At 46.1% G+C, this 20720-nt stretch carries 19 protein-coding genes; 4 read left to right on the forward strand and 15 right to left on the reverse strand.

Annotated elements, in window-relative coordinates; all coding sequences use genetic code 11:
- Positions 1–118 precede the first annotated feature (118 nt).
- Complete coding sequence (locus GO755_RS13115) at positions 119–1180, forward strand: PA0069 family radical SAM protein (protein WP_157585411.1); 1062 nt, start codon at positions 119–121, stop codon at positions 1178–1180.
- A 23-nt stretch (positions 1181–1203) separates the two neighbouring features.
- On the opposite strand, the gene GO755_RS13120 is transcribed toward GO755_RS13115, so the two are convergent.
- On the reverse strand, positions 1204–2148 hold the full coding sequence (locus GO755_RS13120) for a bestrophin family protein (RefSeq protein WP_157585413.1): 945 nt from the start codon (positions 2146–2148) through the stop codon (positions 1204–1206).
- Positions 2149–2294: 146 nt separating this feature from the next.
- Here GO755_RS13120 and GO755_RS13125 point away from each other — a divergent pair, with 146 nt between their 5' ends.
- The gene (locus tag GO755_RS13125) at positions 2295–3593 is read left to right on the forward strand and encodes a type IX secretion system plug protein (RefSeq protein WP_157585415.1); all 1299 of its coding nucleotides are present in this window, start codon (positions 2295–2297) and stop codon (positions 3591–3593) included.
- Positions 3594–3681: 88 nt separating this feature from the next.
- Here GO755_RS13125 and ychF read toward each other — a convergent pair whose 3' ends face one another.
- Both ychF and GO755_RS13135 read right to left on the reverse strand, forming a co-directional pair.
- Positions 3682–4782 (reverse strand): redox-regulated ATPase YchF, encoded by a 1101-nt coding sequence (gene ychF / locus GO755_RS13130; protein WP_157585417.1) that lies wholly within the window; start codon positions 4780–4782, stop codon positions 3682–3684.
- Between the two features lie 270 nt (positions 4783–5052).
- Positions 5053–5379: a DUF3276 family protein gene (locus GO755_RS13135; protein ID WP_317165857.1), complete on the reverse strand. Its 327-nt coding sequence runs from the start codon at positions 5377–5379 to the stop codon at positions 5053–5055.
- 272 nt (positions 5380–5651) lie between these two features.
- Here GO755_RS13135 and GO755_RS13140 point away from each other — a divergent pair, with 272 nt between their 5' ends.
- Positions 5652–6086, forward strand: a complete 435-nt coding sequence (locus GO755_RS13140; protein WP_157585421.1) for a septal ring lytic transglycosylase RlpA family protein — start codon at positions 5652–5654, stop codon at positions 6084–6086.
- A 215-nt stretch (positions 6087–6301) separates the two neighbouring features.
- Positions 6302–7213, forward strand: a complete 912-nt coding sequence (locus GO755_RS13145; RefSeq protein ID WP_157585423.1) for a DUF58 domain-containing protein — start codon at positions 6302–6304, stop codon at positions 7211–7213.
- Between the two features lie 68 nt (positions 7214–7281).
- Here the strand turns inward: GO755_RS13145 and GO755_RS13150 are convergent, their stop codons facing one another.
- From GO755_RS13150 to pseC, 12 genes are all read right to left on the reverse strand, one after another.
- On the reverse strand, positions 7282–8781 hold the full coding sequence (locus tag GO755_RS13150; RefSeq protein WP_157585425.1) for a TlpA family protein disulfide reductase: 1500 nt from the start codon (positions 8779–8781) through the stop codon (positions 7282–7284).
- 332 nt (positions 8782–9113) lie between these two features.
- Positions 9114–10088: a 6-phosphofructokinase gene (pfkA, locus tag GO755_RS13155; RefSeq protein WP_157585427.1), complete on the reverse strand. Its 975-nt coding sequence runs from the start codon at positions 10086–10088 to the stop codon at positions 9114–9116.
- Between the two features lie 242 nt (positions 10089–10330).
- Positions 10331–11089, reverse strand: coding sequence for a glycosyltransferase family 2 protein (locus tag GO755_RS13160; protein WP_157585429.1), 759 nt, complete (start codon positions 11087–11089; stop codon positions 10331–10333).
- A 43-nt stretch (positions 11090–11132) separates the two neighbouring features.
- Positions 11133–12425 (reverse strand): glycosyltransferase family 4 protein, encoded by a 1293-nt coding sequence (locus GO755_RS13165; protein WP_317165858.1) that lies wholly within the window; start codon positions 12423–12425, stop codon positions 11133–11135.
- On the reverse strand, positions 12422–13408 hold the full coding sequence (locus tag GO755_RS13170; RefSeq protein ID WP_157585431.1) for a hypothetical protein: 987 nt from the start codon (positions 13406–13408) through the stop codon (positions 12422–12424). Before GO755_RS13170 ends, GO755_RS13165 begins: the two co-directional genes overlap by 4 nt.
- Before the next feature lie 88 nt (positions 13409–13496).
- Entirely contained in the window at positions 13497–14303 is an 807-nt protein-coding gene (locus GO755_RS13175; protein ID WP_157585433.1) for an FkbM family methyltransferase, read from the reverse strand.
- Positions 14304–14417: 114 nt separating this feature from the next.
- On the reverse strand, positions 14418–15914 hold the full coding sequence (locus GO755_RS13180) for a lipopolysaccharide biosynthesis protein (protein ID WP_157585434.1): 1497 nt from the start codon (positions 15912–15914) through the stop codon (positions 14418–14420).
- Between the two features lie 67 nt (positions 15915–15981).
- Positions 15982–17061, reverse strand: a complete 1080-nt coding sequence (gene pseI, locus GO755_RS13185; RefSeq protein WP_157585436.1) for a pseudaminic acid synthase — start codon at positions 17059–17061, stop codon at positions 15982–15984.
- A 45-nt stretch (positions 17062–17106) separates the two neighbouring features.
- Complete coding sequence (locus GO755_RS13190) at positions 17107–17613, reverse strand: GNAT family N-acetyltransferase (RefSeq protein ID WP_157585438.1); 507 nt, start codon at positions 17611–17613, stop codon at positions 17107–17109.
- A gap of 26 nt (positions 17614–17639) precedes the next feature.
- Entirely contained in the window at positions 17640–18680 is a 1041-nt protein-coding gene (gene pseG / locus GO755_RS13195) for a UDP-2,4-diacetamido-2,4,6-trideoxy-beta-L-altropyranose hydrolase (RefSeq protein WP_157585440.1), read from the reverse strand.
- Positions 18681–18841: 161 nt separating this feature from the next.
- Positions 18842–19528: a pseudaminic acid cytidylyltransferase gene (gene pseF / locus GO755_RS13200; protein ID WP_157585442.1), complete on the reverse strand. Its 687-nt coding sequence runs from the start codon at positions 19526–19528 to the stop codon at positions 18842–18844.
- Positions 19525–20703, reverse strand: a complete 1179-nt coding sequence (pseC, locus tag GO755_RS13205; RefSeq protein ID WP_157585444.1) for a UDP-4-amino-4,6-dideoxy-N-acetyl-beta-L-altrosamine transaminase — start codon at positions 20701–20703, stop codon at positions 19525–19527. The genes pseF and pseC overlap by 4 nt, the downstream gene beginning before the upstream one ends.
- Positions 20704–20720 lie beyond the last annotated feature (17 nt).

The raw sequence follows: 20720 nt of genomic DNA on the forward strand, positions 1-20720 counted from the left end.
TAAGTGGCTGGCGCAAGTATCATGCTCGCGTCAGCCACTTACCGCTTTATAACTTAGTACTTACAATTATTTTCTTTATGGTATAAGTAAAATATATTTATGTTTTATTTGTACGATCATGGGCGACTACAAAAAAGGGCGGGGAGCACAGTTTAATACGGCGAATTCATTTTCGAAGCATCAATACGAACCAGATGATGATCTTAGTGCGTCGTATGATGATGATTTCCCCGCGCCAACGGTAAAAACGCAGTTTTTGCTAGAAACGCCAAAACAGATTATCAGCCGATCTACTAGCCCTGATATCGGTTTTTCGGCGTCTATTAATCCGTATCAGGGTTGTGAGCATGGCTGCATTTACTGCTATGCTCGGCCTTCGCACGAGTATTGGGGCTTTTCGGCAGGGCTGGACTTTGAGAGCAAAATTATGGTGAAGAAAAACGCGCCTGATTTACTGGAGAAACAATTTCAGTCTCGTTCTTATAAACCCGTCGTCATTCATTTCTCGGGCAATACCGACTGCTACCAACCCGCCGAGCGGACCTATCAGCTTACGCGACGGATGCTTGCCCTTTGTCTTCACTATCGCAATCCCGTTTCGATTATTACAAAAAACGCGCTGATTCTTCGCGACCTGGATATTCTGAAGCCAATGGCTGCTCTCAAACTAGTAAGTGTAGCTATTTCGATTACAACCCTGACCGAAAGCCTGCGACTGTTGATGGAACCGCGTACGGTTACGGCCGCTCAACGGTTCAAAACGATGCATACACTGCATCAGGCAGGTGTACCGGTAGGCATCATGACCGCTCCAATTATTCCTTCTCTGAACGACCACGAAATCCCTAAATTGATCGAGCAGGCGGCTAAGCAAGGTGCTTGCTGGGCGGCTTATACAGTTGTGCGACTGAATGGAGCACTCGGTCCACTTTTTACCGATTGGCTTCAACAAGCTTTTCCCGACCGTGCTGAACGCGTTCTGAACCAGATTGCCGATTGTCATGGTGGGCAGTTGAATGATTCACGATTCAAAACTCGCGTGTCAGGAGAAGGAATGTATGCCCAGCACATCGCTCAACTGCATCGTATTGGTTGCCAGAAATACCTCAGTGGTCGTCAAGCTCCCCGGCTCACAACAAACCTATTCCGACCGGCGGGGCAAATTGGATTGTTTGAGTAGAGTTCTGTTGATCTTTCAGATAGCTATTTCTCATACGAAAAGCCTTTTTGCTTTTCGTTGGGCAAATCGTCTGGTTCCAATGTAAGTTTATGATCGAAAGATTGCGTTACGGTTTTATGAATACCCTTGCAAATCGTATCGAGTGGTAGGTCATTGTCGTCGGTGCCAAATGGATTTTCGATTTCTTCAGCGATGATTTCGAGGCTTGCTAATACATAAAAAACGAATATGACTAGTGGAATGACTAGATAGTGCAGCGTGTAGACATAGCCGATGGGTAACGTCAGGCAATAGGTGAAAATGAATTTCTTGATGAATGAACTGTAGGAGAAGGGGATAGGCGTGTTTTTGATTCGTTCACAGGCTCCGCAGACATCCATTAATGCCTGTACCTCTGAGTTGAGAATGACAAGATGTTCTGGTATTAATATCCCCCGGCGCTGTAAGTCATTGATTTTGCCGAAAATAATTAACGCAACTTGTTGAGGAACATGCTCATTCAGGTGTAAGCTCTGAATACTGAAGGAAGACGGTTCTGTAAACTCCCCTTCAAACGACTGTTGTCGTAGATGATTTTTGAGAGCAAAGGCGAAATTGGGAATCATAGCCCTGAAAAACTCGCGGGCATCGGCCTGGTCGGGTTCGAGTAATTGATCTAGTTTCAGGGCCAGGTTTCGGGAGTTATTGACCAGCGATCCCCATAGTTTACGGCCTTCCCACCAACGATCATAAGCCGTATTTGTGCGAAAAACTAACAGCATCGAAATCACGAAACTCAGCAGCGTGTGCATGAGCGAAAAGTTTTTAAGATGTGGATTTTCACTTATGCCCAATAGTTCGAGCAGATGCACGATAATGAACGAGTAAACACCAACTGCTAGTAAAATAGGGGATAGCTTGCGTACCGTATCGGCCCGATTTAATGTAATGATAAACCGGAACCAGTCTTTCGGGTTATAATTGACCATAGATCTGTTTTGCTGAGTAGACTATAATCATACGCGATTTTGTTGACGATAACAACGGTTAAATCCGTTGACGTTGACAACTTTGTATAATCAGACCGACTTCGAAGCGTTTATCAAGCAACTCTATCGTATTAAAATCAGCTTAAATGGGTGTTCTTATCAGATTATCTGCTCTTTTGTTTTTCGGGATACTATCAATACCCTTAAAGGGTCAGGAGCTCAAAACCGTCGACCATATTTATGATCCTAAAGTGGAAACTGTGTTGTTGTTTCCGCAGGTTAGTGCCAACCAGCTCGATCCATCCTTAACGCTAAATCCGCCGATTATTTCGCTGGACGAACAGGTGCCACTCCAACTCGAATTCGACGATCTGACGGCTACCTATCGCTCGTTTCGTGCCCGACTTGTTCATTGTAATGCCGACTGGAAACGCTCTATTTTAAATGACATCGAGTTCACCTACGAGTATAATGACACCCCAGTTACGGAATATCAGAATTCGATCAACACCAAAATTCCGTATTACCATTATCGGTTTACGCTTCCCCGAGTGAAACTTCCGGGCAATTATCTACTGGTTGTTTACGATGAACGTAACCGGAACAATATCATATTTACCCGTCGATTTAGTACGTATCAGAATCGAGTAACGGTATCTGCCGAAGCGCGATTCTCCACTGACCCATCCCGACAATTCTCCGATCAGCAAATCGACCTAAGTATTAGCTATAAAGGCTATCAGGTGATTTCTCCGCAGGACGATTTCAAGGTAGTTATTCGTCAGAATTACCGTGATGATCGCGAAATTCGGGGCCTTCGTCCGACCAATGTACAGTCCTTCGATCAGACATTGGAATATCGACTTATTGACTTGAGCAACACCATGTCCGGTGGTAATGAATTTCGATTTTTTGATACACGAACCGTATTATCTCGTGCTAATTACATTGACCGAATCGACCGCCTTGCCGATCGGAATGTTGTGTATGTGCAGGCCGATCAGCCACGTAACCAGGGGCCTTATATCCAGAGCGATGATTTCAATGGTCTATTCGTGATCGACCACCGTGAAACTAGTAACGGAGCAACGAACGCCGATTATATCGAAACGGTGTTCACTCTCAAAGTCCCTGAAATAGCAGGCTGGGATATATACGTAAATGGAGTCTTCAATTTCTGGCAGTTAAACGATCGCAACCGCATGTCGTTCGATGCCTTGTTAGGTGCCTATCGAGCCACTATTCTACTCAAACAGGGTGTTTATAACTACGACTATATTGGGCAAATCACAGCCTCGCCCCCTAAAGTAGATGAGCATTTTATTGAGGGTAGTTTCTCGTCGACAGAAAATGACTACGAAGTATTTGTCTATCATCGACCACCCGCGTCCCGAGCCGATCAGTTAATTGCGTATCGGAAAATAGGGGTGAATAAACGGAAATGATTGATGTAGTAAGTGGAATAGGAGAGTAAGTACCCATCTACTCATTCCACCTACTCCACCCACTTTCACTTACTACACCAATCACCAATTAGGCGCTATGCAAGAATTCCATAATATCGCCGTCCTGAACAACGTATTCTTTGCCTTCAACCGCCAGCTTACCGGCTTCGCGAACGCCCGCTTCAGTTTTAAACTGCGAAAAATCGGGTAGTTTCATAACCTGCGCCCGGATGAATTTCTTTTCGAAATCGGAGTGGATGACACCGGCAGCCTGTGGCGCTTTCCAACCCCGATGAATCGTCCAGGCACGAACTTCCTTCACGCCAGCGGTGAAGTAGGTAATCAGACCCAGCAACTTGTAGGAGGCTTTGATCAATTTGCTCAAACCCGATTCGGTCAGACTATATTCACCCAGAAACAGCTCCCGTTCTTCAGGATCTTCCATTTCGGCAATCTGCGATTCGATACCTGCGCTGATTACAATTACCTCGGCGCCTTCATCTTTCACGGCTTCCCGAAGCGCGTCTGAATATTTATTACCGTTGGGTAATGAACCTTCGTCTACGTTGGCTACATAAATGACCGGCTTTATCGTCAGGAGTGAGATGTCGCCGATGGCTGCGTCTCGCTCTTCAGGTGACAAGAGCACAGTACGTGCACTTTTTCCTGCTTCAAGAGTCGTTTTGTATTGTTTCAGAATTTCTAATTCTGCTTTTGCTTTTGCATCGCCAACCTGAGCAGCTTTCGCAATTTTCTGAATTTTCTTGTCAACTGCTTCCAGATCTTTCAACTGCAATTCAGCGTCGATAATCTCTTTATCTGAAATGGGGTCGACTTTTCCTTCGACGTGGACGATGTTGTCATCTTCAAAACAACGAATAACGTGCACAATCGCATCGACTTCCCGGATGTTAGCCAGGAATTTATTGCCTAAACCAGCTCCCTGACTGGCTCCTTTTACCAAACCCGCAATATCAACAAACTCAATAATAGTCGGTACCACCTTTTGTGGTTTCACCAGCCCTTCGAGCGTATTCAGGCGTTCATCGGGGACGGTTACTACGCCCACGTTAGGTTCTATTGTACAGAACGGATAATTAGCCGCTTCGGCTTTCCCGCTCGAAATTGCATTAAACAGTGTCGATTTGCCCACATTTGGCAAACCTACGATTCCACATTGAAGTCCCATAGTTCAATTATGAAAGAGCGAAAGAGTGAATGAGCGAAAGAGTAGCCAGTTTAGTTACTCTTTTACCGCTTAGGCGGCCTGCTCTTTCGCTCATTCACTCTTTCGCTCTTTGTTTTTTGCAAAAATACAACCGCATTGGCGGACCACAAAAAAAGCCTTCGGTGTGAAACCGAGGGCTAACTGTACGGTGGGGACAAATCCCGGTTGATATAATTATGAAGTAAAGTCTAGATCATGCGCAAAATGTAATTCGTTCGTTGTAAATCTTGTTTATTCCCATTTTAGCTCGCTGGCGAAATCGTCCTGTTCGTCGCGTTCGCGTTGAGTGAACTGTGCAAAATCTACGTCGGGCATGAGTTCAGTTTTTACATGCTCTACCGTTTCCTGTAAGGCTTCAACAAACTTATCGAAATCCTCTTTGTAGAGAAACATCTTATGTTTTTCATAGACAAACCCCTCGCCCTGCGGGTGCCGGCGACTTTCGGTAATGGTTAGGTAATAGTCGTTTGTTCGGGTTGATTTAACGTCAAAAAAATACGTTCGCTTACCCGCCCGAACTCGCCTTGAATAGATTTTCTCCCGGTCTCTTTCGTCCACAATCAGTGAGGTTTAATAGGTTCGCAAACGCTAAAGTACGGTCATTAAAGAAAGAACAAAAAGAAAGCGTATAAATATATTTTGGGGTATAATAACCCCAAAAACAAATAAGGTTGTGGAGGCTATTCCACACTTTTTTGGCTAATCGCTTGGTAGTTAAGTCGGTCTGTACTATCTTTGTTTTACAGGAATTGCACTTTTTGGGGGCGGATGGTATGAGTGGATTAATCTTCATGCTATTCGTCTATTTTTTTCACGTAACCAAAAGCTGTATGAGTTTGATCATGTCCATCATGTTGTTTTTTAGCAATATGAAACCGGCGGAGGCTCTTCCGAGCCTCATACAGAAAGGCAAAGCGTCTTTTTATTCCAAGAAGTTCAATGGTCGGAAGACCTTTTACGGTGAACGAGTTAGTTCCGAAGCCCTTGCTGGTGCACACCGTCACCTGCCGCTAAACACGTTGGTTGAAGTAACAAACCTGGATAACCAACGGTCAGTAATTGTACGAATCAATGATCGGGGTCCTTTCGCCAAAGGCCGTGTTATTGATTTGACACATGCAGCTGCTCATGCACTTGGTATGGTTTCCAAAGGAATCGCCAATGTATCGCTTCGGGTTGTTGGAAAGGGTCGCCCTGTTACATTGACCCCTTCTGCATTTGATAACCCTATTGCTTTTCAGCCAATGCTGGAACCCGTATTTTAACCTGCCTCTTTAAGGTACATTTAGCCGAACCGTTCGCCATTTCCCTGTGCAATTCCTGCCGGAGATGTCGAACGGTTCGGTTTTTGCGTTAAATTGGAGGTAGTATACTCGAATGTTTTTGTCATTCCAACGACAGGAGGAATCTCAAGTTCCCTATTAGTCAAGCTTGAGATTCCTCCTGTCGTTGGAATGACAAAAAATACTTCTTCTCTTCAATGAAACAACCGCTTAACCTAGGTCAGGTACGTTCGTTTGGCAACGTCGAATTTTTAGCCCGCCAATTGGTCGAAGGCTTCATTACCGGCCTGCATAAATCGCCATTTCATGGCTTCTCGGTGGAGTTTGCCGAACACCGGCTCTATAACACTGGCGAGACCACGCGGCATATTGACTGGAAAGTATTTGGCAAGACTGAAAAACTATTTGTCAAACGGTATGAGGAGGAGACCAACCTTCGTTGCCATCTGCTGATTGATACATCGTCGTCGATGTATTATCCAGAAGCCAACTACGGTAAGATGACGTTCAGCGTCATGGCGGCAGCGTGTTTAGCGTATATGCTACAGCGTCAGAAAGATGCGGTAAGCTTGACCACTTTTGCCGATCAGATTGACTTACAAACACCTACTAAGTCAACACCGTCGCATGTTCACAAGCTCTTTACGCAACTGGACCTATTGATGCAGCAACCGAAACCGTTGCGTCGAACTTCGGCTGCTGATGTTATTCATCAGGTAGCCGAGAAAATTAACAAGCGGTCGTTAGTCGTTATTTTTAGCGATATGTTCGATAATAGCGAAAAAGCCGATGCGCTATTTTCTGCTTTGCAACACCTTCGCCATAATCTGCATGAAGTGCTCCTGTTTCACGTTACTGATAAGAAAACCGAGGAAGACTTCGCATTTGAGGAACGTCCTTACGAATTCATCGACCTTGAAACAGGCGAGAAGGTGAAACTCCAGCCAGGGCAGGTTCGGGAAACCTATCAGCAAGCGGTAAAAACCTATTTTCAGGAATTGAAAATGCGTTGTGGTCAGTACAAAATCGATTTTATCGAAGCAGATATTGATCGGGGCTTTGACCAGATTCTGACGTCGTATCTGGTGAAGCGGACGAAAATGAAATGAGTGAATGATAGAGTGATTGTGTGAATTAAAATTGCGTCAGCTATTCACACAATCACTCTATCATTCACTCATTTTTTTACACTTGCCTTAGCATTCGCAGGTGCTACTGAGGCAGTTTTCTGGGCAGCCTGTTGGCGTTTGTGGAATAACATGAAATCTTCGATTTGCTCAACAGGTAGTTTGCGCGCGATGATTCTCTTGTTTTTGTCGAGCATGTAAACGGTTGGTGTTGTCCAGACGTCGTATTGATGGCGGTAATCGGTGCGGTAGGTAAAATCGTAGCCGTTGACTGCGTTACCAAGTTTGAATTCCTTAATAAACTTCTTCCACTCTTCGGGGCTTTGGTCGATGGCAATGGCCACAACATCAACACCCTTCCCTTTATAATCATCGACAAACTTTTTCAGCTTGGGCGCACTTTCGCGACAGTGACCGCAGGTTGGCGAATAGAAAAACACGACGGTATAGTCGGCTTTGAGCGCTGAGAAAGCAATAGGCCGACGAAGAGTGTCGCTGATGACAGGAGAAACCAGCACTTTACCAACAAGGTTGGGTTTCAACGTTGCTACCCGTTCGCCTATACTCTTCAGCGTAGAGGAATCTGATACAGTCATGACCCCCGTTTTGTAATACTTCTCGAACATGTGGACAAACAATCCATCCGTTCCCATCACTTTAGGTTGCTCATACTGACTTGTGATGTAATAAATGGTGTAGTACTTCACCTCGCTATTCTTACCCACAATGGCTTTATTCACTAAAAAATCGGCTTCTTTAATGAGGGAATCAGGAACTTGAACAGTTAATTCTTTAATATATCGCTCAATTTTCCCCTGCAAAAATGGGGTACGAACGAAACGTTCGTCTGAGAAATCAAAATCATCCCAGAAGTGGTTTTTAAAATAGTTGAATACCCAAACAGAATCAGGCCGACCGTTTGATGCTTTAGGAGCAGGCGGCACATCAGGTTCGGCGGTTGCTTTAAATAGTTTGGCTGCGAACGTGCCTGGATTATCTTTTAGAAACTGGTTACGGTAGTCATTAGCCTGCTTTTGCAAATCGCCCATCTGCTTATTTAGCATAGCTATTGAAGGCGCGTCGGTACGAATTTTTTTCTGCATATTCAACACCTGGGCTTCCTCGGAGAGTTTACTAAGCTGTTGTTGATACCCATAGAACAACTCATTTTCCTTAGAGCCCGTCACCTTCATATCCTTGACGATATTGGTCGTATCAGTTTCAAATGAAAATTGCTGATCAGCAGTGATAAGTAACTGGAGGTATCTTTTTTGTGGAGCCACATTTGGAACTACCACCATAAACAAGCCTTGTGGCAGGCTCTTTTTTCCTTCAAAAATTAGATTGCCTGCTCCGTCTACGCGGGCTGTATCTTTAGGAATATACTGCGTTGCTCCAAAATAGTGAGCCAATACACAGGTCGTATCTTTCAGACCTTTGATCTGGCCCGCGATCCGGAAACCGTCAGTTGGGGTTTCAGCGGTTGATTGTGCTTTGGCAACAGGTAGTAAAAATAAGCCAAGCAGAGCAGTCAGAAGGAGATTTTTCATACAGGGTGGTACGATCTTCGCAGGAAAATAGGGTCAAATTTACGGTATTTGATCGTAATTATATTGCCTACAAAACGCTTGCCACACCCGCTATAGTCTATGGTTTATTTCTTTTCTAAAGCATATCTACGATCTACCACCAATACTACTGCTCAAAATCGTGAGGATGAGTTGCCATTCTGGTAGAATGTAATGACTAACGTACTGGAAAGAAACGTCGTTTTCAATACATATAACTTGTACTGCCTACACTCTATAAGCGTAAAAGGAGATCTGGATTTATATAGAGCTATAAGGCTTTATGAAGCCTTATAGCTCTGGTCTACAAGATATTAGACGGATAAAATCTTTACCATCCTTAGTAAATCTTCATTGATAGGCTTGGGTAGACGAATTGTATCGCGGAAAGGCGTATAAACTAGCTCGTTATTGACTACACCTGCCATAACATTTTTCTCGCCATTCATTAGCCCTTCCAATGCGCCAAGTCCCAAACGGCTGGCCAGAATGCGATCGTAGGCAGTCGGAATACCACCTCGCTGGATGTGCCCCAGAGTCGTAACGCGCATGTCCATGTTGGAGTCAACTTGTTGCCGAATTTTTTCGGCAATTTCTGTTGCAATACCTGCTTCCTCACCTTCGGCAATCACGACGATAGAGGACGATTTCTGACGGCTCCAGCCTGATTTTAGCGTTTCGACAACTTCAGAAATTGGCGTTAATACTTCGGGTACCATGACCATTTCGGCACCGCCCGCAATACCCGACTGAATAGCAATATAGCCCGAGTCGCGGCCCATCACTTCAATAAAGAAAATTCGGTCGTGTGAGTCGGCGGTATCCCGAATTTTATCAATAGCTTCTAGCGCAGTATTAACGGCCGTGTCAAATCCAATTGTATGGTCGGTGCCGTAAAGGTCATTGTCAATCGTACCCGGCGCGCCAACGGTAGGAATACCATACTCGTCATAAAAAAGCGTTGCACCGGTAAATGTGCCGTTCCCTCCAATGGCAACTAACCCTTCGATATCGAACTTTTTAAGTTGATCGAAGGCTTTCGCTCGGCCTTCGGTAGTCATAAATTCTTTACTGCGGGCCGATTTTAGGATGGTGCCTCCGCGTTGCACGATGTTACTCACCGAGTGCGAAGACATCTGAAAAATATCGCCATTTATCATTCCGCTGTACCCCCGGCGTATACCAAACACTTCGAGACCATGATAGACCGCCCCCCGGACAACCGCCCGGATGCAGGCGTTCATACCCGGTGCATCACCACCTGAGGTAAAAACAGCTATTCGTTTCATAGGTTAAATCAATTTTTTAACGGATTTGCACAAAAGGTCAGGCGGGTCTTATAATAAACCCCGCAAATTTATCCGCATTTCGCAATCTAAAGGCATCGCTCTGGTAATTATCCCATTGTTTTCCTCTAAATTTCATAAAATAGGCTAAATGAGCATGTTTAAGGGGCAATGATTTTAAACAAGTACCTATTAGTAGCGGTTACCAAAAATTCTTAATACTAATAAAGAAGAAAGCAAAATATTCATTGTTTTTTGAAGCTACTAGCTCGTAAAATAATCTGTATATGGTTGCGTAAGGTCGTTAGCAGGCCAAAATGGGTTACTAAAACCTTGAATCGGTCAATCAATGATCGGCGATGCTGTTGCACTGATAATCCACCAATAAGGTACTTGCATAAGACAAACGGTAGAAACTCTATTTTGGTGGCTGCTTTCAGACAGCGGATTTCCCAGTCTAAATCAGCACTTAGATTATTCGTCTGGTAATCGGGCGCAATGGCTCGTTTGGCCACAAATGCCTGGTGACAAACTTTCATACCGAGTGCCATATCGTGCCAGGTCAGCTTGTGCGGTAAACTATGCGGAGTCACCTTACTTCGTAGCCCAACCGGTATCCCGGATTGGGAGCCTCCATCATCCCGGACAAATAAAGCATCGCTATAATAAATATCCGCTTGTGTTTCTTTTATGCGGGCCAGCAGATTCGCCAGGGTTTGCGAATCATACAGTTCATCACCAGCGTTCATAAACCAGACATACTGCCCTTTGGCCTGATGAAGCCCTTTATTCATCGCATCGTAAAGCCCTTGATCAGGTTCCGAAACCCAGCTCGTAATATGACTCTCATAGCGTTTAACAATTTCCAGGGTTTTATCTTTCGATGCTCCATCAATCACGATGTACTCAAAATCAGTCGCCTGTTGAGCTACTACGCTCTGAATCGTACGCTCCAGAAACCGCTCAGCGTTATAAGTAATAGTGATGATAGAGACGGTAGGCATGGCTTGAATGATGAATGATGAATGACATTCCGTAATTCATCATTCAGGTATTCAACAATTGATTATATAACTCAATATGTTGCTTCGCTATAACTTCTTCCGAGAAACGATTTTCGGCGGATTTTCGGGCATTATAGCGTACGATTTCCGGGTTTGCATTTGTTAATATAAAGTCCATTCCGTCGACGAGTTGCTGGGCTGAACCAATGTCGGCGAGATACCCATTTTGCTGATGGTCAATCATCTCAGGAATGCCACCGGTTCTGAATCCCACTACTGGTGTTCCACAGGCCATAGCTTCGATAACCGTATTGGGTAAATTATCTTCCAAAGAGGGGACAATCATGGCATCAGCAGCATTATAGGCTGCTACAATATCGTCCTCGGTGGTTAATAAACCGAGGTGTCGGACAGGGTAGGGAAGCTCATTGAACAGATAGGAGCGCCCTTTGCCAAATACCAGAATTTCAGGCGTTAAATCAGGGTGTTGCCGGTGCAAAAGCGTTAGGGCTTCGGCAAAATAGGTGAAGCCTTTGCGGGTGTCCGTTACGTTCGCACTACCGAACAAAAGCCTTGGGTGTTGTGTGTCAGGAAGGTCAAGACGAGCGTTTGCTTCGGCGCGGTCAACGGGGCAAAAAACAGTCTGGTCAATGGCGTAGGGAATAACAGTGAACGGAAAATTCCGCAGCAGCGCGCTTCGTTTAGCTTCATTGGCTAACCAATGGCTCGGTGGTGTAAAATGCAGGCTTGCCTTACCGAAAAGGCGTTGTTTTTGCTCAAAAACTTTATTGGATAAATCGTGTTCCGCTGGCTTTTTCAGATATGGACACTGGTGGCAATGAGTCAGAAAATGATCGCATCCGCGTGAGTAGTGGCATCCGCCCGTAAAGGCCCACTGGTCGTGCAGCGTCCACACGATGGGTTTACCTAAATCGAATAGTGATTGTAGACCATTGATCGACAAAAAGCCAAAGTTGATCCAGTGAAGGTGCAGTATATCAGCCTGTTGGATTGCCGGATGAAAGTTGAGTGTAGCGCCAAACTTAGCGGGCGAAAACTGAAAGCGCACCGAAGCGTCACGCTCATGTGGCAAAAAGTATAGCCGTTCAGCCACGAAGCGTCCAAAAGCAGTTTGCTCAGCCAGGAAATTGTTTGCTAAATACAGGACACCTGACTCTGATTTATGTGTTTCCAGCCGATTTGCTGTTCCGACGAGCATTGTACTATCAACCGGTGTACTGGTCCATATTTGCTTTTGCAGCGCCCGATGAAGCCGATTGGCCGCCACAGCCGCTCCTCCAAAAAGGTGGTATGTGCTCAGGTGCGTAACTCTCACCGCCCCACTAGTTTATCGAACTTCTTAACGACTTCAGGCCAGAAGCCCAGACCAAATACGCGCCCCCAAATTCGCCGACGTGAATAGGCTTCCATTTCGGTGAAAATCGGGTCTGAGGAGATGCTTTTGGCTTTCTGAGTCAGAATCAGTGCAAAGCCATGTTGCTTTAGCGTCGTGGCAAAAACCCAGCCTAACAATAGGTTTCGCTGGGTAAGCATGGTTTCATTAGCAAACCGATTCAGATAAGTCATTTCTCCCCAAACGGCGCTGTTCTTGAGCGAAAATAGGACGAATTTCTTTAGTAGTGGTTGGTTTGTGAAACTGTCCAGCAAAGCAGGTGTGATCCGTGGAGATCCCTTTGGTAGCAACTCGGCGAGCCAGTGACTACCCGTTTCTTCCATGAATTGCAGTACCTGATAAAGTTTGTCTTCGCCATCGTAGATAGAAGCAATTCCAGGCTCAAATTCAGCGGTGAGCACACGTTGAGCGCGATCGTCGCCAAGGTTGCGGAATAGTCGGAGATCGGTGCCTTGCGAGTCAGTTTTGAACCAGTCAACCTGTTTGATGTTCAGGCTATCGAGTGTGGAGCGAAGGCTCCTTGTCTTAAGTTGAACGACTTTAGTTGGTTCAAATTTTGGCGCAAACGCATACTCCTGAATCAAATCGGGTCGGGGACGTAGCAGACTGGAACAGTGGGGCGAAACGGTCAGGTAAAAGTTGGCCCGGCCTGGATTGGCTGTTTCGGTATCTTCCTCATCCGAACTGGGTCCAGTAACAATATTATTGAACGTGTAAAGCTTCCGAAAATGCCCGGACTCACTTTCGACATAACCAAAGTCGCGATCGTCGGCATCGAAAGCGATACAAACGGCGTATTTGGCAAATGACTTCCACCGGCCATGCAATTGCCCTGACGCACCAATGTCCACCAGCACAGGTGGTTCAGTTTGGAACTCAGGGCGGGAAAGGATTTTGTCGATCATTATTAGTTAGTAAGTGAAGTAGGTGAACTAAGTGAAGTGAGTAAAGTCTATAACGCACTTCACTTAGTTCACCTACTTCACTTCTCTACTAGTTTCTATACGCAAAGATATTCAATTGCAAGTCCATGGTGTCGTTGCCAGTATAACGATGATTGACCAAAGGCGCATGGCGGTACTGACTGGTATTGATATAATAACGAAATCCACTGCCTTCCAGGACTTTCATGACATCGGTCAGTGTTTGTGGGTGGTCGAGGTAGGCATGGAATTCGACGAATAGGTTCTGGACATGGGCCAGTGCATCATGGCAATCGGTTAGGACGGCGGTTTCGGCTCCTTCGATGTCCATCTTAAGCATGTCGATGCGGGTCTCACGTAGGAGAACGTCGCGCAGCCGTACCGATGGTACTAATTTTCGATCGGTCTGGGAGAAGATAGAGGCTGAATCGGCCTGGTCACTACCGAACCAAATACCTTCTTCGTTTGTCCAAACGGCTTTTGTGATTACCTCAACACCCGAAATCTGGTTTTTGCGAAGATTATCCTGCAAGATCGCGCTGATCTGCTCATCGGCTTCAAAAGCTACAATGCGCGCATTGGGGTAGTTCTGCCGGAAATACACGACACTTGTGCCGATGTTCGTTCCGCAATCGAAAATGACGGGATTAGGATTCGTCGTCGTGAACTTATAAAACTCATCGACAAAAATCTCCCGGTATTGCCAGACAAACGATAGCGCGTCTGGCACTCGAAATCGGTAGGGGCCAAACGTAACATCAATGGCCTGATTACGTGGTCGATCGCCATAGCGAAACGCCAGTCCTAATAACCGACGACCCTCAACCGATCGCAAAAGTCGGGCCGCTTCAGTAAATAAAAATCGAAAAACCCACATGGATTATAACTGTGTGATTTTGTCATGCTGACGAAGGAAGCATCATAAAACTTCCTTACTGACTGGTTGGGGAGCTTTAAGATGCTTCCTTCGTCAGCATGACAAAAAATAAAATCATAAAAACCGTTTTCGTAATCCCTCTACCGTCTGATTTATATCTGAAGATAATTTCAGGACGATAACTGCTCCACCAAAAAGACCAGTAATTAAGGCTGATCGCCAGCCAATATCCAGTATAGTTCGCCATTTTGGAGCATCTGCGCTAGGGTAAGGAATTTGTATCGTTACCCACCACACAACAAGACCCAGCAAGATAACAACGAGATTTCGCCAGGTAAACGGTTGCATCCGAAAGGCAAATCCTACGAAAAGTGTTCGGGCAAGGTTGTATAGTATTGTTGCCAGTGCAGCACCTATGGCAGCTCCGTTAATGCCAAAACGTGGAATCAGTAACATATTGGCGGCAATGGTAATGAAAATGAGCACGACAAAAAATAATGAGTCGTAGGTATAGTAGCGTGATGTATTCAAAATAATACCGTTTACGCCAGTCGCCATATCAATCAGTTTGCCAAGCCCTAACCAGAGAATTACATAATAGCCTGCTTCATAGTCGGGGGGGAGAAAACGAAAAACATTGGAGAGATTAGCAGCTACACCTACAAAAACCAGGCAACCGGCAATCAGTTGATTCAGGCAGCTTTTTCGGTAGATAGTGGCAATGTTTTGCAAGTCATTTGTCTTCCAGGACTCGGCGATGAGTGTTCCTGAAACTTTGTATAAAGCTGTCGCCGGGATCGCAATCACAGCGGCAAAATAAGAGGCAGTACCATAAATTCCTGTATCGCCCAGGCCCTGCTTGCTGTTAATCATCACTTTGTCGATAGTCCAGACAATCTGTGTCGAAAGGGCAGAAGTGAGCGTTAGTCCGGCATAGCGCATCAGGTTCCGCCGTAAGTCGGCATTGACTGACACAAACGTACGGTTGAAAAATAAAGCCTCATCTCTGGCAACGCTGATAATCATAAGAATCAGCGGAATGAGGAACGCCAGTAGCCAAACGCCAAGAAACTGCGGCAACGTAACCCACCCGAGCCAGTATAGTCCACCCGCCAGAAGAATTAACAGACGTAGTACAAATTGTTGCAACAGGGTTCCTGTAACGGGATCGTAGAGCAACCGGGCGTAGTTGTCAAAGACTGTAAAATAGACGGTAAAAAGCGTTAATGGAATAAGCAGATAATAATATTCTACAAAAAGGGCTGAATCCTTTTGGTAGAATTCGATAACCCAGGGACGCGCCAGCCAAAGAACCAACACGCAAATTCCAAAACCTGCCAACGTCGTCAGCGTTGTAATCAGCAGGTAACCATTATGCTGTCGTTCTGCATTTCGGAAGAGCGGGAAATAGCGTCCACCAGCCCCATTTAGCCCCAAGTTTGATGCTTGCGCCAGTACCTGCGATAACGAAATCAGTAAGGTTAACAGGCCTACTACCTGGGTTCCTCGAAATAAATTCGGAAACCAAAGACCTTGCGTCAGAAAGCCAACGGCCACACCCGCATAGGAGTAAATAGAACTCTGAATGGTTTGCCGTTTGATTATACCCATGTGATGAAAGGCGAAAGAGTTGAAAGAGTGAAAGAGCGAAAAATGCCGGCGTCAGCAATCCGCACTTTCACTCTTTCACTCTTTCACTCTTTATTAAATTCCACGCCAACGCCGTCCCAGCCTGAATGTCCTGGTTGGCGATTTTGCCGATGATGTCGTCGTAATAACGGGTGTGTAAACCGTTGGCTGGACGGATGCTACGGACGGTATCCGACGTGAACGGTTCACCCGCTTTCATGTCGCGCACGACGTATAACGACCGTTTGAATTGCAGGCTTTTCTCCTCTTTGGGCGTGAGTGTGTAGTTGACTTGGCCCATAGCCAGATGCGCTCGCTCGGTTTCGATGACGAGGTTTTTTAACTCATCGGGTTCTAATGAAAACGCAGAATCAACACCGCCATCAGCTCGACGTAACGTAACGTGTTTTTCCAGCACAACTGCGCCTAAAGCTACTGCTGCTACTGCTGCGCCAATGCCCATAGTATGATCGGAAAGACCCACAGGCACGTCGAATAACTCGCGCATGTGTGGAATCGTACGCAGGTTCGTGCTTTCGGGCGTGGCTGGATAGGTACTGGTGCATTTGAGCAAAATGAGGTCTTTACACCCATTGGCCCGCAGGACTTTTACCGATTCGTCGAGATCAGCAATAGAGGCTACACCTGTGCTCATTATGACTGGCTTACCCGTTTGTGCTACTTTCTTGAGCAGGATATGATCTGTATTTTCGAAGGACGCAATCTTGTAGAGGGGTACATTCAGCGACTCCAGAAAATCAACCGCCGTCGTATCGAAAGGCGAGCTAAAGGCAATCATCCCTCGCTTTTGCGCGTGCTCGAAAATGGGCTTGTGCCATTCCCAGGGCGTATACGCTTCGGCGTAAAGTTTATAGAGGTTTTTATCGGCCCAGAGCGACTTGGCATCCCGGATATAAAACTCCTCCGATCCACCATTAAAGGTAATCGTGTCGGGAGTATAGGTCTGGAGTTTGAGCGCATGTGCACCGGCATCGGCTACCGCATCGACAATTTCCAGCGCCCGATCGAGCGATTGATTATGATTGCCCGACATTTCGGCGATAACAAACGGACGATGAGCCGGGCTAATAGTATAGTGGGCGACCTGAATCGGTTGGTCTTTTGTCATAATATAACAAACCTTATAGGCTACTAAACCGCGACGGCGGCCCGATTATAAGGTTTTAACATAAAGCAAGCACGGCCTCTGCTGGCCTAACGTGGCCTGGCCAGAATCCCCAAATTTACCGCTTTCGCCCGACAATTTGAAACCGGCTCGCTGGAAAGCCCGAACCGAAGCCTGATTCTCTGATTTGATATAGGCATGAATGGTAACGGCGTCCCACCGTTTCTGGCAGATGGCACAAGCCTGCTGAATTAGTTGGCTGGCTAAACCTTTGCCGCGTTGCCGGGAATCGACGGATATCCCAATAATAATTTCGTCGGGCATATCGGCAATCGGTGTACGCTCAAAACGGACTTGCCCAACCGGTTGGCCCACTTCGTTAGAAAAGATAAGTAGCAAGGCATTGGGATCAACTAATTTGCGCGTGAACCAGGCGGTATGCGTCTCCAGCGAAATTGGTGCGGAGTTGAACGACTGCTGCCGGGTATCGGGGTCATTGGCCCAATCGAAGTAAAGACGGGCATCGGCGGGTTGGGCAGTTCGGTAGGTAAGCATAGTCGTAGCGCGAACATCTGACCGAATTACGCACTTAATTGTTGAAATAGCGCACGAAACCGTTCGGGCGAGTGGCCGTCGAAAAACCGACGTTGGTTTACGAGTGTTTCAGCGATGTTTTCGGGAGAAAATTGAAACGATTGAATCGAAAATTTTAATAACTGATCTAACGCAAGTACGGGAGTCAGGCGAGTTAGTAATGTTGGGAAATTGACAGAAAGAGCCAGTTTTTCTTCCAATAAAAACTGCGCTAATCGAGCCTGATTATCAGCAGTCACAACGGCAATGAGTGGTCGATTTATGGCGCAAACCTCATAACTAATTGTACTACAAGCGGTGATAGCCAGACTACAGTATCGTAATTCGTTACCCATTTGAGACGCACTCAGATTTTGAAGAATCGTCAGATTCGGTAATTGACTTTGAAAGGCTTCGATAGCTGAACGATTTGGATGAAATGGCCCCAAAACAATGTGTACAGGCAGCGTAGTATCAACCTGACGAATGGCTTCCAGCACAGTTAGCGACGTGTTATGCGGATCAGCACCACCCAGACTAACGAAAATAGGACCGTCGATGGGCGTTTCGCCGAAGCATTCTGATCTTAAGAATTCAGGCCGGAGTAAAGCGTAGTGTGGTCCTAAACAAAACTGCGTATCTGGAGAAGTATCATAATCTGCAACCGAAACACCCCCAGCGTGATTGATAACAACATTGGCCGCCTGTTGTCCGGTTACCAAATCATCGATAAAGACCAATTTCTTAGCGCGGGATCGGACGGATTGTTGAAACGTTTTATCGAACGAATAACCATCCAGTACGACAATTTCAGTAGGTTCGATTTGGATCAGGAAGTCGGCTTGTTGAGTTGATGCCGCGAGTGAGCTGATCGATAACCCTGCGCTTTCAAGCAATTGCCTGACTTCTGGTGTTGGTTCTACGATTGCGAAGCGCATCGAAAATTCACCTTTCAGCATATTGGCTAAAGCCAGGCAACGCATCACATGACCGAGGCCAATTTGAGCGTTACCGTCAGCGCGGAAAAGAATTGATTGTAGGGAATTCATCGAGAAGGTTCAGTAAGTGAGTAATATCAGCCCACGGTTTTAGCTGTGGGTGAAATAATCAGATTGAAAATATAAGGGTGAGCCGTTGAAACGGTTAAAATCAATATTGGCCTTTACATAGAACCACAGCTAAAGCAGTGGGCTGATATAATCTTGCCTCTTTACTGATGCAATAACCGATACTTGAATTCCGCTACTTGCCAATCGGTCTCTGTATCAATATCATGTGCGGCCATTTCAGGAATTATAATGCCGCCCGAATTGTCCGTAATCAGGCGCTGATTTTGCTGAAATGCATTCACGTTAAAGAAATAGAATTGACCCGCATCGTGGTAAACTGGTTCCAGATCCTGCGAGCGTGTCAGGGCATGTTCAGGTTGAAACCATTGCACTTTTGACTCTCTCAAGAGCACAGCGCGCTGAATGGGGAAGCTGAATTGCTGAACCGGATACACAGTGTCGAATTGTTTTTCGATTAGAGTCGAAAAGGCACGATTCAGAAGGTCAGGAGTAACGAAGGGGGCAGTAGGATAGAGGCAGCAAGCGTAGCTAAACTGTTTATTTTGCTGGACATATTGGGTGAGTACTTCCGTTAGCACCTGGGCAGTTGTGGCAAAATCATCTGCTGTTTCAAGAGTACGTAAAAACGGAACCGACGCGCCATAGTTCCGGGCAATTTCTGCAATCTCGCTGTCATCGGTTGAAACCATCACCTCGCTGAATAAACCCGATTGTAAAGCCGCATCAATGACGTAGGCAATGATAGGTTTGCCCAGAAATGGACGGATGTTTTTGCGCGGAATCCGCTTGCTGCCGCCCCTTGCCGTGATGATGGCTACGTTATTCATGCGCCCACGAATTCCTTTACCGAGTCAATGACGTAATTCTGTTCCTCGTCAGTCAAGGTCGGAAACATAGGTAGACTTAGGCATCGGGCATAGTAACGTTCGGCGTTTGGGAAATCGCCGGGTTTCCAACCAAACTCCCGATAATAAGGCATCAGGTGTACGGGTATATAATGTACTTGCGCCATGATGTTTTTCGTGCGAAGAAAATCGTACAGCCCTTTTCGATCATCTACCTGAATAACATAAAGATGATAAGCGTGATGCACGTTGGCGAGCGGAACGATGATGGTCACGTTGGTTCCAGCAAAGGCGTCATCATAGCGTTTGGCAATTTCCTGTCGACGCGCCAACATGGCATCAACACGCTGTAATTGACTCGTTCCCAAAGCAGCCTGCATATCGGTCAGGCGGTAATTATAACCCAACTCCTGCAACTCCATGTACCAGCCTCCACGTTCAGGTTCGCCTGGATAAGGCTGTGTAAACTCGTTGAGTTTGTTGGTAATTCCGTGCGTTCGGAGTCGCAGTAGGTGTTTGTAAAGGGCTTCGTCATTTGTCGTAATCATGCCCCCCTCACCAGCTGCAATATGCTTGACGGGATGAAAACTGAAAATAGCTAATTCTGCCAGCGACCCATCGCCACAGCGGTGTTCAGTATTCGACGTTTCATCAATAATTGAACCACCGGGTGCGTGGCAGGCATCTTCCAATAGCCATAATCCATACTCGTCTGCCAGTTCGCGGAAGGCAGCCAGATCGACCGGATAACCTGCGAAATCGACGGGAATAATGCCCGAAAAGAATCCTTTAGGATGCTGTTCCAATAAAGCCCGAACTGCCTTGATGTCGAGTAAGGCCGTTTCTGAATCAATATCCGCGAAATAAACTTCGCCCCCACAATATCGAACGCAGTTGGCCGAAGCGGAAAATGTAATCGGTGTCGTAATAACCCGAGTACCTTCTTTAACGCCCAATGCCATGCAGCAAAGGTGCAAAGCGGCTGTACCGTTGGCAATGGCAACGGCGTATTTACAGCCAATGTAGCTGGCAAACGCAGCTTCAAACGCACCGATATGCGGCCCTTGAGTCAGAAATGGCCCGCGTAGTACGTGGGCAACGGCAGCAATATCTTCGTCGGTAATGTGCTGCCGACCGTATGGAATGGGTTGATTCATATTTTGGTCTGGCGAAC

The sequence above is a fragment of the Spirosoma arboris genome, from assembly GCF_009754945.1.
GTDB classification, from domain to species: domain Bacteria; phylum Bacteroidota; class Bacteroidia; order Cytophagales; family Spirosomataceae; genus Spirosoma; species Spirosoma arboris.